This window comes from Bacteroides sp., assembly GCF_052357945.1.
Lineage (GTDB): Bacteria > Bacteroidota > Bacteroidia > Bacteroidales > Bacteroidaceae > Bacteroides.
In genome coordinates this window covers 1-14,723 of the sequence record NZ_DAWCXD010000122.1, presented here as the reverse complement: position 1 = coordinate 14,723, position 14,723 = coordinate 1, and the positions used below count along the sequence as shown (strand labels likewise).

General features: G+C 42.9%; 11 protein-coding genes. 3 read left to right on the top strand and 8 right to left on the bottom strand.

The features are described from left to right. Positions 1-110: 110 nt before the first annotated feature. Positions 111-1,175 carry a LacI family DNA-binding transcriptional regulator gene (locus tag ACT8YW_RS17725; RefSeq protein WP_004303832.1) on the bottom strand — a complete coding sequence of 355 codons (1,065 nt, stop codon included), beginning with the start codon at positions 1,173-1,175 and terminating at the stop codon, positions 111-113. A gap of 253 nt (positions 1,176-1,428) precedes the next feature. Here ACT8YW_RS17725 and ACT8YW_RS17720 point away from each other — a divergent pair, with 253 nt between their 5' ends. Next, positions 1,429-2,454: a sugar kinase gene (locus tag ACT8YW_RS17720; RefSeq protein ID WP_004313177.1), complete on the top strand. Its 1,026-nt coding sequence runs from the start codon at positions 1,429-1,431 to the stop codon at positions 2,452-2,454. Positions 2,455-2,508: 54 nt separating this feature from the next. Further along, positions 2,509-3,177: a bifunctional 4-hydroxy-2-oxoglutarate aldolase/2-dehydro-3-deoxy-phosphogluconate aldolase gene (locus tag ACT8YW_RS17715; protein WP_004300153.1), complete on the top strand. Its 669-nt coding sequence runs from the start codon at positions 2,509-2,511 to the stop codon at positions 3,175-3,177. Between the two features lie 690 nt (positions 3,178-3,867). Here the strand turns inward: ACT8YW_RS17715 and ACT8YW_RS17710 are convergent. From ACT8YW_RS17710 to ACT8YW_RS17680, 7 genes are read right to left on the bottom strand one after another with little or no spacing between them, the layout of a single operon-like run. After that, the gene (locus ACT8YW_RS17710) at positions 3,868-4,206 is read right to left on the bottom strand and encodes a DUF2149 domain-containing protein (protein ID WP_004300151.1); all 339 of its coding nucleotides are present in this window, start codon (positions 4,204-4,206) and stop codon (positions 3,868-3,870) included. Further along, on the bottom strand, positions 4,193-4,801 hold the full coding sequence (locus ACT8YW_RS17705; protein ID WP_444106495.1) for a MotA/TolQ/ExbB proton channel family protein: 609 nt from the start codon (positions 4,799-4,801) through the stop codon (positions 4,193-4,195). The genes ACT8YW_RS17710 and ACT8YW_RS17705 overlap by 14 nt, the downstream gene beginning before the upstream one ends. Before the next feature lie 7 nt (positions 4,802-4,808). After that, positions 4,809-5,522 carry a hypothetical protein gene (locus tag ACT8YW_RS17700; RefSeq protein ID WP_444106493.1) on the bottom strand — a complete coding sequence of 238 codons (714 nt, stop codon included), beginning with the start codon at positions 5,520-5,522 and terminating at the stop codon, positions 4,809-4,811. Positions 5,523-5,528: 6 nt separating this feature from the next. After that, positions 5,529-9,929, bottom strand: coding sequence for a cobaltochelatase subunit CobN (locus ACT8YW_RS17695; RefSeq protein ID WP_444106491.1), 4,401 nt, complete (start codon positions 9,927-9,929; stop codon positions 5,529-5,531). 38 nt (positions 9,930-9,967) lie between these two features. Beyond that, on the bottom strand, positions 9,968-12,115 hold the full coding sequence (locus ACT8YW_RS17690) for a TonB-dependent receptor (RefSeq protein ID WP_444106489.1): 2,148 nt from the start codon (positions 12,113-12,115) through the stop codon (positions 9,968-9,970). Beyond that, entirely contained in the window at positions 12,112-12,795 is a 684-nt protein-coding gene (locus ACT8YW_RS17685) for an HmuY family protein (protein WP_217724579.1), read from the bottom strand. Before ACT8YW_RS17685 ends, ACT8YW_RS17690 begins: the two co-directional genes overlap by 4 nt. 15 nt (positions 12,796-12,810) lie before the next feature. Next, complete coding sequence (locus tag ACT8YW_RS17680; RefSeq protein ID WP_444106487.1) at positions 12,811-13,701, bottom strand: calycin-like domain-containing protein; 891 nt, start codon at positions 13,699-13,701, stop codon at positions 12,811-12,813. A gap of 196 nt (positions 13,702-13,897) precedes the next feature. On the opposite strand from ACT8YW_RS17680, the gene ACT8YW_RS17675 reads away from it, so the two are divergent. Then, positions 13,898-14,723 (top strand): hypothetical protein (locus ACT8YW_RS17675; protein ID WP_444106485.1); only part of this gene is annotated, 826 nt, incomplete at its 3' end.

Here is a 14,723-nt window from a genome sequence, read left to right as displayed (position 1 = left end):
AGATGCTCTCCTGCCGGGAGGTTAACAATGGCAACGGCAACGTTGTCGGCAGGATTAATTCTTAAATACTTTGTTTCCATGTAATGTACTTGTAAAGTTGTACTTTGTTGTTATTTGCTATGGTAATAGTCTATTGTTTCTACCGTTAACAAGTCGATGGGCATATAGTTGATGCAGGTCACTTCTTTCTTGAAAATAAGGTGATCGCAAAGAGCTTTGATGCCATTGGCGCCTTGCAGTTCCGGTTGCTGGGCAATGAGGAAAGAGATGCTTCCTTCTTTCAGGCAGGTGACATTCCGTTCCAGAAGGTCATAGCCTATCAGATTGAAATCTTTCTTTCCGCGACTTTGCAGGTATTCGCCGACGATATAGGCTTTAGAGTTGAATGTGATTCCGTTCTTCACTGTCGGGTAGGTACGGAAGAATTCATCCAGCATCTCATTGTCTTCGTCGTTGCGTTCGGCATGCAAGTCGAGCTCCAGTATAGTACAAGACGGATGATGCTCTTTCATGTACTGCCTGAAACCGATTTCTCTGTTCTCTTGCTGGTTAGAACCTACAATTCCTTCATGTATCTTGCGGAAAATAACGATTTCCTTTTCATCCCGTGCCAGTAACATCATCATTCTGGCAGCGAAGTATCCGCTTTGGCGTGAGTTCTGACCGAAGAAGGCGAGGGGAGGAACGTCTTTGATATTGGAGTCTATATATATATAAGGTATATCCAATGCCTGCAACTGATCGGTGAAACCTTTCGTATACTGCGGAGCGGTAGGAGCTACCATCACTCCGTCCGGCTGTAAAGCCAGAATGGCTTCGCTGGCATTCTCGAATGAATGGTAGTCGTACGGATCGTAATAGTTGATTTTCACCGAAGTATTGAAATCCGAATAGGTGGCAATAGCTTCGTGGATACCGGTTTCTACCGCTGTCCAGTATTCGCCTTCCAGATGCTCTGGTAGCAGACAGATAAACGTATACTTCTTATTAGAAGCCAAAGCGCTGGCGTACATGTTGGGCTGGTAGTCAAGCTGCTTCAGAATTTCTTCTACGCGTTTCTTGCTGGCTTCCGACACTCCGCTACGTCCATGAATAACGCGGTCTACTGTTCCCACTGATACATCTGCCAGACGGGCGATGTCTTTGATTCTGATCCTTTCGGGCAATTTATTCATACGATAACCTTTATTTATATAGGTTTTTGTGCTCGCACACAATAATAATCTTAATATTTTCGATACAAATATATAACAATTTTTGTAATTACGAAAATTGTTGTATCTTTGTGCCCGCACACGAAAGGTATGTGGTGTTAGTCTTTTTATAGATTAATAGTCATGTTATCAGTGTGTTAACCCCTAAAATAGGGCTGAAATGATAAATTGAAAGTTCATAATATTAATAACTTAGAATTTAAAACATAAGATTATGGGAAAGAAAGTCGTTACATTAGGCGAAATCATGCTTAGATTATCAACTCCGGGTAATACTCGTTTTGTTCAATCTGACTCTTTTGATGTAGTATATGGTGGTGGAGAAGCTAACGTTGCAGTGAGCTGTGCCAACTACGGACATGACGCCTATTTCGTAACTAAATTACCGAAACACGAAATTGGACAGTCTGCTGTTAACGCATTGCGTAAATATGGCGTAAAGACAGACTTTATTGCCCGTGGTGGCGACCGTGTAGGTATCTACTACTTGGAAACAGGTGCTTCTATGCGTCCTAGCAAAGTTATTTATGACCGTGCTCACTCTGCAATTGCTGAAGCTGACGCTGCTGATTTCGACTTTGATGCTATCATGGAAGGTGCTGACTGGTTCCACTGGTCTGGTATCACTCCGGCTATTTCTGACAAGGCTGCCGAGTTGACTCGTCTGGCTTGTGAAGCTGCAAAACGTCACGGTGTAACTGTTTCTGTTGACTTGAACTTCCGTAAGAAACTGTGGACGAAAGAAAAAGCACAGTCTATCATGAAACCGTTGATGCAGTTTGTAGACGTATGTATCGGTAACGAAGAAGATGCAGAACTTTGCCTGGGCTTCAAACCGGATGCTGACGTTGAGGCTGGCCACACAGATGCTGAAGGCTACAAGGGTATCTTCCAGCAAATGATGAAAGAATTCGGATTCAAATATGTAGTTTCTACTTTGCGCGAATCTTTCTCTGCTACTCACAACGGTTGGAAAGCGATGATCTACAACGGAGAAGAATTCTATACTTCAAAACGTTATGATATCGATCCGATTATCGACCGTGTAGGTGGTGGTGACTCTTTCTCCGGTGGTATTATCCACGGTTTGATGACTAAACCTAATCAGGGTGCTGCTCTTGAATTCGCTGTTGCTGCATCTGCATTGAAACATACTATCAATGGTGACTTCAACCTTGTTTCTATAGAAGAGGTGGAAGCATTGGCTGGTGGTGATGCAAGCGGTCGAGTACAGAGATAATTTGGAGAGTTGAAAAGTAAAGAAAATCAATTCATTTAAATAGTAAATAATAAGATGGCAAAATTCGATAAAATAGCCGTATTGAATAAGATCGGCTCTACAGGAATGGTTCCTGTATTCTATCACAAAGATGCAGAAGTTGCAAAGAAAGTAGTAAAGGCTTGTTATGACGGTGGTGTTCGTGCTTTCGAATTCACAAACCGTGGTGACTTTGCACAGGAAGTATTTGCTGAAATCGTTAAATTCGCAGCAAAAGAATGCCCTGAAATGGCAATCGGTATCGGTTCTATCGTTGATCCGGCTACTGCTGCTATGTACCTGCAACTGGGTGCTAACTTCGTGGTAGGTCCGTTGTTCAACCCTGAAATTGCTAAGGTATGTAACCGTCGCTCGGTAGCTTATACTCCGGGATGTGGTTCTGTGTCAGAAGTTGGTTTTGCGCAGGAAGTAGGTTGCGATCTTTGCAAAGTATTCCCGGGTGATGTTTACGGAACTAACTTCGTGAAAGGTTTGATGGCTCCGATGCCATGGTCTAAGCTGATGGTAACAGGTGGAGTAGAACCTACTAAAGAAAACCTGACTGCATGGATTAAAGCCGGTGTATTCTGCGTAGGTATGGGCTCTAAACTGTTCCCGAAAGATAAGGTAGCAGCAGAAGACTGGGCTTATGTAACTGCAAAATGTGAAGAAGCTCTCGGCTATATTGCTGAAGCTCGTAAATAAGATTAGAGAGCGAAAGCTATCTACAATAAAAAGAGGTTGATGCGACAGTCTCTTTTAAAATATGCCTCGAGGGTTAGTTAGTTTAGTTAGTATATGAGGCATATTTTCATTTTGTTTAAAGGTGTTTAAAGGGGATAGGCCATCGGAATGAGTGACTCATTTCGGTGGCTTGTTTTTTTATTTCCTTTTTATATGTTGTCGATGTTCGAATATATAAATGGGCAGGAATATTAACAAGAAGCAGAGAACACTGATGAGGAGCAGATAACGGTTGTAGAGATACTCTCCCTCCTGGGGAGGAGCACTTAACAGGCATCTTAAGCAATCGCAGTCCATATCCTGACTGTCGTGCTGGCAAAGCAAAAAGCAGAAAGTAATGAGAACGATACCTAATAACAGGCAGATGATTAGTAGATTTCTGCGATAATGTGTGTGTCTTTTGTCGGGTTTTGATAAAGAAGAAACCATGTTTTGTTCTGATAGTTATCAATGCAAAATGAAAGAAATAAAGGGAGGTGTGTCATAATGAATAATAAAACGCAGATTAACGCAAATTATCGCAGAAATAATTTCATAAGTCGTTGATTAATATGTCAATATAATTGAAATAATCTGCGATAATTTGCGTTAATCTGCGTTTTGACACACTCCGATACTATTGATTATTGGTAGGAAATATACTTTTAATGGTTATTCCGGAACATAAATAATCTCACCGTTATCCAGTTCGTAGGCTATCCCTACTTTTCTTCCTCTTTTCCCAGAATCCTCCTCTTTCTGACCGGAAGGCTTGTAAGTGTTGATTTTCTTTCCTTCCTTGGAGATGATTTCCATATTTTCTTTACCAGGATTCTTCACGATGGTGAAATCTTCCTGTCCGAAAACTTCCGTCATATTCATGTGCATCACCATTGCTACCATCAATGCCACGGCAAATACCATCGCTACGTCGAACAAGTTTACTACTACACTTAGCGGGTCGGTATCCTCTTCTTTGAGGAATTTGCTGACTCTTCTATTTCTTTTCATTATTGAACTCTCCGGTTGTTTCGTTTAATACTCTTGATACATAATCGAGGTTGTTGACATCTTTGGCATACCAACGTTGTTTGAACTGCATGGATATCAGTCCCACAGCACTAATAACCAAACCTACAACAGTCGTTGCAAATACTACCTGCATATTATATGCCATTCCGGAGATATCTCCTGTAGAAAGTCCCACAAGTGCCGGACTCATGGAAATCAATGTTCCTATCAATCCGAGAACCGGACCTATCTTAGCCAGCATTTTAGAAAGAGACACATCTTTCTCTGCTTCATTCTCGAATTTTGTTATCAGGAAGTCAGAGTAATCTGCACTGGCCGGATGGTAGAGCAGATCGCGGAGATAACCCATATATAGTGAATTGTCTTTGTCGGGTAAAGCTGCTTTCAGATCGTCTATCCGTGCATCTTTAATGAGTTGGTCCAGTGCTTTGTCATTTTTACGTTTGGTCATGTACATGTTGTAGGTGCCTCCGATCAAAATAAGTGAACGAACGAACAGGCACAGCAAAATAATGATATCGGGTATAAGTAAACTGTTCGCTACCCAGAATAAAAGTTTAGAGATGAGTTCCATATAATATTTATTGATTGATTTTACTTCTTTTTTTTAATTCTTTACGTTGTAATAAAGGCCATTTCAGCTTGTTCCAGGCAAATCCAATGAGAAACAGGACAACGAACAGACCGATGGACAAGATAATCGCTTTCCAGTTGAGTGCCTCCTCGGTGGCAGCATAGGTTGTTTTTCCGTTGACTGTGGTCAGTAATCCGAGGATACAGATGAATAAGCTGACGAGGAAATGAACTTCCAAACGGAGATCGTCTTCGGGTACAAGATACTTCATCAGCCGGCTTAACAATGGGATGGCGATAACCACTATCCCTGCAAGTGACCAGGCTGTCACTGAAAAGTCTACACCAGGTAACCGGAAGATAGCTTCTGTGAGATAGTAGAATAATACGGGGAAGAGCAACAAGCTGGGATACCAGCGAAGTAATTCTGCCCACCATAAATTCTTCTTACCATAAAGTCCGCGCAAGAAAGCTACGCAGTAGCCGAAGCAGAGTGCCGACTCAAGCGTTATGATAATAGCCATGTTTTGTAATGCTTCCGTGTTCTGCAGATAATCAGCAATCTGTGTCTTTGACTGGAGAATAGCATACTGCCAGGTGCCGGCTACAAAAAGACCGGCTATCAGGCTGTATATTACGGTTTGCCAAAGTTTCCAGAAACTGAGTTTGAAACTGCTGTTAATCACGATAAACAGCATTAATATGTGAATGATTAACTCCATATTACATTACTTTTTCCGTTTCTTTTTAAGTATTAGCAACATGACAACAAATGCTACCAGAACAATACCTGCGATAAGGCCTCCATTCAAAGAATTTTGTTCTTCCTGTGCCCCTTGTACGGCATCGCTCGATTGTTTCTTCAATACCATGCCTCCTTTGGTCGCTTCTCCGTCCAGGGTGGCTTGTTTCATTTGTTTCAGTTCCTTGTTATAGTTGGCTGCGGTTTGCGCATCTACTTGAGAGGCGATGAACTGCTGTAATTTGGCATTGTCTCCGGTAAATCCGCTACCCGAAGGACCGAATTGTCTGACAAGGTCTGTATGCAGCTTGGCAATATTGGAGAGTTGTTCCGGAGAAGCTTTCCAATATCCTTTGCGGGCAGTTTCCATCATAACGGCAGTCACTTCCTGTAAAGCTGCGGGATTCTGTTTTTCAAAGAAGTCTTTTACATTCAGTTTGTATTCGTCTTTGACATATACATCATATATATTATCCCAAAGTTCCTTGTCGATAGCGGCAGGTTTCATCACGTTCCAGCCATACGTATTGGTTACAGTCTGGGCAACTTCGCTTGCTGCAGAAGCACCGCCTTTCATTTTCTCTTTGATATAGGTAGGATTCAGAATCGTTGTACGGCTTTCTACGCCGACTGCTTCTTTAAGTTCCTGCATTTTCATATTGTTGCGGTTTCGGTAGTCGCTAAGATAAGCGTCCGGGTCTTTACCGGTAACGTTGCGTACGGCAAGATTCATACCTCCCATAAATTCATATACGTGGTCGAGGCTCAATGCTCCCCAAGTGTTGCTTTGGCGGGGCTGAACGACAACATCAGTACTGTTCAATGCTGCTTCAAAGGCAAATTTCTGAAAGACTTCCCAGTGTTTTTCGTCACCGTAGAAGGCTCCCATATTGTTGAGGTAAGTATCTGCGATTTCCGATTCACTTTCCCAACGATCGCCGGATTCCACCATTCCCTGAATTCCTGTACCATACATGCCATTAGCACCTCCGAATACTCGGAAAGAAGCCATCTCGCGTGCATCTTTCGGACTGACACCTTTTTCAGTCAGCACTCTTTCAGCTTCTATCACACTGGCGGCTACCTGATTTTCAAACTTGTCGTCTTTCGCTGTCGCAGCCATTTCTACTGCACGGTTAATCAGGAAGAGGCGGGAAGCGGCGATATCACGGAGTTGTCCGGAAGTCTGGACCACTACGTCGATACGTGGACGTCCCAGTTCGGCTGAAGGAATCAGTTTCAAATCGCTGACACGACCGAATGCGTCACGGACAGGTTCTACTCCCAGCATATAAAGTACTTGGGCAATAGTAGCTCCGCCAGTTTCAATAAATTCGGAAGACCAGAGCGTATAACTTACTTTGCGTGGAATAGAATCATTATGACGTTGTTTGTAGGTATCAATTGTTTGTTTAGCTAAAGCAATACCCTTTTCCCAAGCAGATTCTGTTGGAGTTGCTTCGGCATTGATAGCATACATATTACGTCCGGTAGGCAAAGCGTTCGGATTAGCTATAGGGTCACCGCCCGGAGTAGGAGCGGTGTATCCGCCTTTCAATGCATTGATCAGACTGTTTAGTTCCTCTTCGGGACTTGTCAGGAGTGCATTTTTATAATTACCTACATTCTTGATTGTACGTTCTACTTCCGCTACGGCAAGTGCTAGTTCAATCTCTTCTTTGCTGTATTCTTTCGTCGCTTTCCCCATAGCGGCCATCATGGCTGACATGCCTTTCGGTTTTTCTTGTTTGGAGCCTTTCATCTGTTTATCTGAAGACCCGGCAGGCTGCTCTTTATCCTTGTTGGATTTCATGGCAGCTTCCATCTTTTTCAGAGCTTCGGGATTTGCTCCCATAGATTTAGCCATTTCCATAGCTTTCTCGGGGTCCATATTGGCACCCATCTTTTTCATGGCTTCCCTCATGCTGTCAGGCATATTGCTATGAGGAGTTTTTCCTTTGCCTGACATAGCCGGATGATCCTTGCCGGATTTCTCTTTATCAGCATTTTCATTCTTTGCAGATGCAGCCATCATCATTGCCATCATACCTTTCGGAGCATTGCGTTCGGCTTCTATCTGACGTGCTTTGGCAAGTTCTTGCGGTGTGATGCCAGCTGTACGGCAAATCAGTTCATCCGTGGCTAGTGAAGGATTGGCAATTAGCTTTCCTACCAACTGACGGGCAGGGGTCAAATACTGTTGTGTAAAAAGGCTGCGATGCTTGCTGACGGCATCTGTCGCTTTGCCACGCTGCTTGTCAAGAGCCAGCAGACTGTATGCGATAGGTTCTGTAGCCATTGCATAGACGGAAGAAGTGATCCGTTCCGGTTCATAAGGAACTCCCATTGTATAGAGTTGCCCCGTGATTTTCTCGGTAGCCAGTTCTTCAGCGAAGTTTTCTACCCGGGCAATTTCATCTTCTGTATATGGTTTGTTGGCAATGCTGTCCAAACCTAAATCACGGTGAATTCCCATCTTCACAGTCAGCGTTTTGATCGCTAATGATTCTTGATCTTTATTCTCTTTTTGAGAGTTATTGTAAATCTTGATTTTTTCCATCAACTCCCGATAAATACCGCGTACGCTGCTTTCAAGGAAAGGAGGAGTGAGGTATGATTGTATAGTTGCGTAAGAACGACGTTTAGCCATCATCCCTTCTCCAACATTACCGATGGAATAGATGTAGAAGTGCGGAACTGCTCCTACCAGGCGATCCGGCCAGTCGTTGCTGCACAATGCCACTTGTTTTTTGGGAGTAAATTCAAGACTTCCGTGTGTACCGAAATGGATCAGTGCGTCAGCCTTGAAGCCATGTTGCATCCATAGATAGGAAGCAATATAGGTATGAGGAGGTGCCATATTAGTGCCATGAATCACTTGGAAGGAGTTGTCACCACTTCCGGCTGCATTTTGTGGCATTAAGACAACATTTCCGAATTGCAGACGGGCAATACCCAGTTTGCCGTCATTGGTCGCCATATAGTTGCCGGGGAATTCGCCGAAAGCATCCACTACTTCCTGATATTTTTCAGGGCGGAGTGACTCTTTCACCCAACTTTCATATTGATCTTTGGTGATAAGTTCGGGATGTCCTTTTTGCATAAAGTCATTAAAGGCTCCCTCTGCGTAAGAGTTGAACACAGCGCCTTGAGCTTGTATCATTTTACCCAGTTCTTCGGCATTTGCAGGTAGACCGGATATGTTGTATCCTTCCTGTTTCATGCGGACCAGAAGATTATATAGGGAAGGTACCACCTCCATACCGGCAGCGGTCAATGCATTTTGTCCCGGACCTTTATAATAGTAGATAGCTACCTTCTTCTCACTGTTCGGCTTGGTATTCAGATTCAAATAATTGTTGATTGTGGATACGAAAGTCTTCAGGCGTTCGGGTACTGCATACGAATGGCGCAATCCTTCTTCATCCTCATATTGTGCAAAGAGAGCGAAAGGACGGATGGCACCGTCGATTTCCGGAGTCACGATGCTCTGTGACATAAATCCTCCTGCCATTCCCATCGGATCTTTCTCCCATTCATCTACTAGGCTGTTAATGGTGAGCGGAGCAAACAAGAGGATATTCTTAGCTTTCAGATAATCCACCATTTTGTCTCCCATGCGTCCGTGTGCCATGTTGATGATTGCGTCGGGCTGCACTTCGTCAATAAATGACATGAATTTCGTCATTGACTGAACCGGATAAACATTGTAACCTTCTTTTTCAAGAGCCTCAATAAGTCCGGTGGCATCAGCCATTTGTCCGGTAATCATGATTTTACGTGCTCCTTCTTTATAAAGACGGTTGTCCTTCATGAATTTCTCATAATCTGCCACGGTGAGGAACTCCAGTTCATCATCCGGGTTGGTGAGTCCGGCGTGATAGAGCATGTCGCTGGGCCTTTCTGCCGGGTCTTCCACTTCCGGTATGGAAGAGATTTTACCGTCAATAGCTTTACGGATATAATTCAGCATATTCCGGTAGTTGGTCTTTCCTCCATTAGTCAGATAACCTCGTATCAGATTCTGTTGTACGCTGTCCAGATTGCAAATGTTGTTGGCCGGGTTGGTAGCCATGGAAGTATATACAGGAATACCTTTGTCGGCAGCCTGTTGTATCTGTTGACGTTGTTCCTCGACGATACGCAGACCCATTCCGTTGATGAATACCATGTCGTAACCGGTCAGGCGGTCGAGGTTGTCGAGCGATACTTCACTGAGTTTGATGGATGAATTGTCGTTGGCTTTCGATATACTTCCCTGCTGTATGGTCTGGAAGTTGATGAAAGCAATCTTTGTAGGACTGAACCAGGTATTCCATACGGACATCCCTATCAGAGCTGCAGCAACGATGCATACACCTAAGATGATTTTACTTTTCTTTTTCATTTCTCTTATTTTTAGCTTTGTATGTAGTTTTATCTTTTCTATTTTCTGAAGAACCTGTCTACGTCTAATGCAAGTCCGATGGAGAAGTTGGTTCCCCGGGTATAAGGAGAGTTTGCATCATAATAGCTTGGAACATAATTAAATATGTTGTTGACGGCCATATTCAGGCTGACTCCTTTCCAGATCCCTTGTGTCAACGTCAGGTTCCACATCGTATATCCCGGATAAGTCACTCCTGTAGTCCCTTCATCCGGATTATTGCCCACATATTTATTGGTTTCTACTTTGGATAACGCACGTCCATTCAGGGAAAGATTGAATTGATAATTATCCCATGATTTGCCGTATTCGATACGTGCGGTCGCTGAATGTGGGCGGGTACTGGAGAATTTCATTTGTCCGTCACGCATAAACTCGTGGAGGTATCCGTAAGAAACACGTATTCCCAGACCACAAGGATATTTGGCGGAGGCGTTGATATCTACACCGGCGATGTCTACTTTCTCTGTATTGATATATAGCTGCGCCCATCTTCCGTCAGTGTCGCGGAATGAAGTCAGGTCGATCCGGTCATTGACAAGGTTGTAATATCCCGAAACGGTAAAATTGTAACGGTTCTTGGTATATTCCGCCGAGAGCGAGAAGTTATGGCTCGTCTCCGATTTCAGGTCGGGATTACCATAAATCATCATGGCATTTGCCATGTCGAAGTTCATATACATTTCTTTGAGGGTAGGAGAGCGGAATCCCTGTGAGTATGAACCACGGAGGGAGCAGTTGGCTATTTTGTACATCAGCCCGATGTGCGGAGATATATGACGTACGTTAGATTGTGAGAAATAGTCGAAACGTACCCCGCTGATTACGTTGAAATGTTCGGTCGGGTTCCAGTCGAATTGTCCGAATGCATCTGCCGAGTGCATGGTATAACTTCCATTGTTGGTGAATTGATAAGACAATAGATAGTCACGCATATAATCTCCTCCTACGGTCAGAATGTTTTTATCGTTGAAGGTGTAATTGTAGAGTGCGCGTACGCTATGTTGCACATTGCTGTAATCGCGGACATCGTATTTGTATGAGGTCAGATAATCACTTTTATCATATTGGTCGAATGTATAGGCAACTTCCAGATTACTCATGATGTTGAAATCATAGTTGGCTTTCAGACCTCCGCTGAAATCACGATAACGGTCTTTGCTGTCTCCGGTCTTATCCCGTTCGCGGAAATAATAACCTCCGCGTGCAGTCAGTTTCAACTGTTCAATCGGTCTGTAAACAAGACGTTCTTTCACATTCCATGTGCGGTTTCCGAAGATGGTTGTCACATCTCCTTCCGGTACGTCGTAAGAATCGGACATTGTATGTTGCACATTCGTCTGGCTGTTGAATTTACCGGCTTTGAAACTGAAAGTTCCGCCATATCGTTGATCGTTATGTTCACCGAAGCGACTGTTTACATTTAAATTCCATGGGTCCTCGGAATCACGGGTGATGATGTTGATTACGCCACCTACTGCACTGGAACCATAGAGAGTAGAGGCAGCCCCTTTTACAATTTCTACCCGTTCCACGTTGTCGAGGTTCAATCGGTTGTAGTCGACGTTGTTTAAAGTTTCCCCTGCCAGACGTTCGCCATCTACCAGGAAGAGTACAGAGTTTCCTCCGAATCCCTGCATATTGATTGAAACCTGCTGATCCATTGAATAGGAAAATTCAATGCCCGGCAGTTCCGATTGTAATAATTGTCCTACGTTGGTTGCATCTACCTTCTTAATATCGTCTGCTGTGATTACACGAGTGATGATAGGAGCATCTTTCAGTAATTTGGGAGTACGTGTACCTGTGACAACCACTGTCCCCAGGTCAAACTGATCTTCCGATAAGCGGAAACTTAGTCTTTTCTCTTTCCCTAGAGTCAGTCTTTTTTCTTGTGGTTGATAGCCTACATACGAGGCGGTGATGAGGTATGTACCGGTTCCGGGGAGTTGTAATGTATATGTGCCGTCGACGGATGTGACGGCTCCGGTTCCTTTACCTTTGATGGAAATCGTTGCACCGGGGAGAGGTTCCCCTTCTGTATCAGTTACACGTCCGCTGATGTGATAAGTTGAGTGTTGTGCTAATGTGGTGCAAGTTGCTATAAATGAAAAAAGCAATAATGAGATTATAAATGTAGGTTTCATTCTTGTTGATTAGTTTCATTGTTGTTGTCCTCGAACTCAAGCGGATACTGGAAATCGAAGTCAATATATCCTTTTATACCTCTGGCATTCATGTAGTTGGTAAAACGGATCGCTGCGTATGTATTGTCTTTCAAACGTATCAAAAAGACTTGGTTTGACATGGTGTATACCGGAGGCATCGTTGCGGTATTAACGTCCAGCCAGCTGGAAAGAACAGCATTACGGTAAGACTCTGTGTAGATAATGTTTCCGTCCATCATGCCCGACATGTCAATGGCTATTTTATCGGTTGTCCATTCATCTTCTACAAAATCTTCCGCTTTAGGCAGTTTACCTGTTGCTTTAAACTCGTCGATACTTGTGTAAGTTGTTTTGTAGGCAGCACCCTCGTTGGTTTTTATATCATAACGATGAATAGCGAAATCCCACTTATCAGGAATTTGACTCTCATATTCCTCTCCGATTTTAACAGTGGTAACCGTACGTTCCGAAAGGTTAATGTAGGCCCATTCTGTATATTCAACAGTCTTGACTTGTGAAAAGCTATTCTCCTTGATTTCCATCTCCGTTTCGATGGGGGCATCATAAATATTTTCAAATATTCCATTACAAGCAGAGAGCGACATTGCCGCTCCCAGTACTATAGTATATTTGAAAATAGCGTTCCTGCTTCTTTTCATTGCTTATTTAATCGTTTATTGTACGCTACTTTGAGTATTACTTCCCGTAAATTCTGCTGTAATTGGCATTGGCATACTTCCCGGTGAGAAAACGATGCTAACAGTAGCTGTTCCGTCTGCATCAATTGTACCGTTCAGACTTGTGCCGTTAATAGCAAGAGCTTCACCTGTAGTTTTTTGGGTATCTGCTTCAAAGGTACCCAGACTGAGCGAGTAACCACCATTGTTTGCTTTAGTAACATTGACTCCGGTAACAGTGAATTTTTCAAAGTTACTCATTGAACCTCCTGCATTATTAAACCCGCTGATTGTAACATTTACGGTACTACCTGTCGGGTTTTCAATCTTTACTTGGCAATCTGTAGTAGAGCCAACTTCTCCTCCTTGTACCTTAAGGCTCAAATTAGTTTGGTATTTATAAGTATCTTTTATATAATAACCAACAGGAGTTTCTCCTTGTATGAAATCAATCTCCATTTTTCCCATAGGTACAGGAATATCAACATTGGCTTTCAAGCTTAACACTTTAGAACCATCTACACTACCTTCTAATGTGTAGTCGTAGCTACCGCCTGTGCTGCCGCTCATAGACATGGCAACTTCACCGGAACCGCTGAAAGATTTATTAGAAGAAAGTTTTAAATTATTCAGAGTGAAATCTCCAGATCCGGATTTATATACCAAATTGATGGTACCATCTTCGTTGGCAGTGATTGTTGCTGTGGATTCATCACCCAACAAATAATCAGAGAACATATTGCATGCGCCGACTGAATAACCTTTATAAGCTCCTGCTATTTCTTTGGCAAGGTTAGGTTCATCGTCGTCGTTGTCGCTACAAGAAACGAAAGTAGAAGAAAGAGATAGTGCCATAAGGGCAACCATCCAAAAGTTTAAGATTTTCATACTTAATTTTGATAGATAATGATTAATTAAATTTCCAGATGCAAAGTTACGGGGATATATATACGGGGGAAATACCTAAAAGAAATGAAAAAATGAGAGGCTTTAATTATATGTAGGTATTGGGAGGAGTGGATTAACTCGTTATTTTTGCAGTCTTTTACTGAATTGATGATTAAAAAATTAAAATGAGAAGAAAATGAAAGGCGGCTACAGTAGAAAAAGTGTATTGACAGGGATTACTTCTTTCCTGATTGTATTGTTTACTATGCCGTTGGGGCATGCATTAATGATTTTTATGGAGCATGTGCTCTCATCCACAGCTCTTCACTATGCGGCTTTCACGATGGGAGCAGTAGGTCTGGTGATGGTGATTATTGGAGTGTTTGCAAAGGGAGATACACGACAGACGTTATGGGGATTATTCGGAGGACTACTCTTCTGGACCGGATGGGTAGAGTTTATCTACGTATATTATGCACATCGTTATGAAGTGCAACCATTGCTGAACGCTGCCGGTGAAGTCGTGACAAAACCGGAATACTTAATCATGCCTTCCTCCTTCGGCTTTTGGGTGATGTTTATGCTGATTTACATTTTCAGTATAAAAAGTGGATGCGACTTCTTTACCTATCTTCAAAAAGTCTTTTTCCGTAAGAGTACCACTACGATTGTGGTACGGCCGATGACACGTCATACATCAATTGTTACTTTTATGGAGTTAAATCTCATCATGTGGACGAGCTATCTCGTGCTACTCTTCTGTTATGATGAGAATTTTGTCGGCGAGCATAGCCCTGTTACTGCTATAGTTGCTTTCGGCTGTCTGGCAGGTTCATTTTTTATGTTTAAACGCCTGTTGAAAATCACTCAATGGGGATATGCCATGCGCTTTTCTATTGCTACGGTAGTAGTGTTCTGGACTTTTGTAGAAGTATTGGGACGCTGGAATATCTTTCATGAAATATGGGTAGAACCAATGGCATATACAACAGAGATGATTACGATACTTTTGGCTTTCTTAG

Excerpts from the sequence above, each read along its gene's own strand:
- ACT8YW_RS17705 (WP_444106495.1), bottom strand. The coding sequence starts at position 4,801 with ATGGAACTCATCTCTAAACTTTTATTCTGGGTAGCGAACAGTTTACTT.
- ACT8YW_RS17690 (WP_444106489.1), bottom strand. The coding sequence starts at position 12,115 with ATGAAACCTACATTTATAATCTCATTATTGCTTTTTTCATTTATAGCA.
- ACT8YW_RS17685 (WP_217724579.1), bottom strand. The coding sequence starts at position 12,795 with ATGAAAAGAAGCAGGAACGCTATTTTCAAATATACTATAGTACTGGGA.
- ACT8YW_RS17700 (WP_444106493.1), bottom strand. The coding sequence starts at position 5,522 with ATGGAGTTAATCATTCACATATTAATGCTGTTTATCGTGATTAACAGC.
- ACT8YW_RS17680 (WP_444106487.1), bottom strand. The coding sequence starts at position 13,701 with ATGAAAATCTTAAACTTTTGGATGGTTGCCCTTATGGCACTATCTCTT.
- ACT8YW_RS17715 (WP_004300153.1), top strand. The coding sequence starts at position 2,509 with ATGGCAAAATTCGATAAAATAGCCGTATTGAATAAGATCGGCTCTACA.
- ACT8YW_RS17720 (WP_004313177.1), top strand. The coding sequence starts at position 1,429 with ATGGGAAAGAAAGTCGTTACATTAGGCGAAATCATGCTTAGATTATCA.
- ACT8YW_RS17710 (WP_004300151.1), bottom strand. The coding sequence starts at position 4,206 with ATGAAAAGAAATAGAAGAGTCAGCAAATTCCTCAAAGAAGAGGATACC.
- ACT8YW_RS17695 (WP_444106491.1), bottom strand. The coding sequence starts at position 9,929 with ATGAAAAAGAAAAGTAAAATCATCTTAGGTGTATGCATCGTTGCTGCA.
- ACT8YW_RS17725 (WP_004303832.1), bottom strand. The coding sequence starts at position 1,175 with ATGAATAAATTGCCCGAAAGGATCAGAATCAAAGACATCGCCCGTCTG.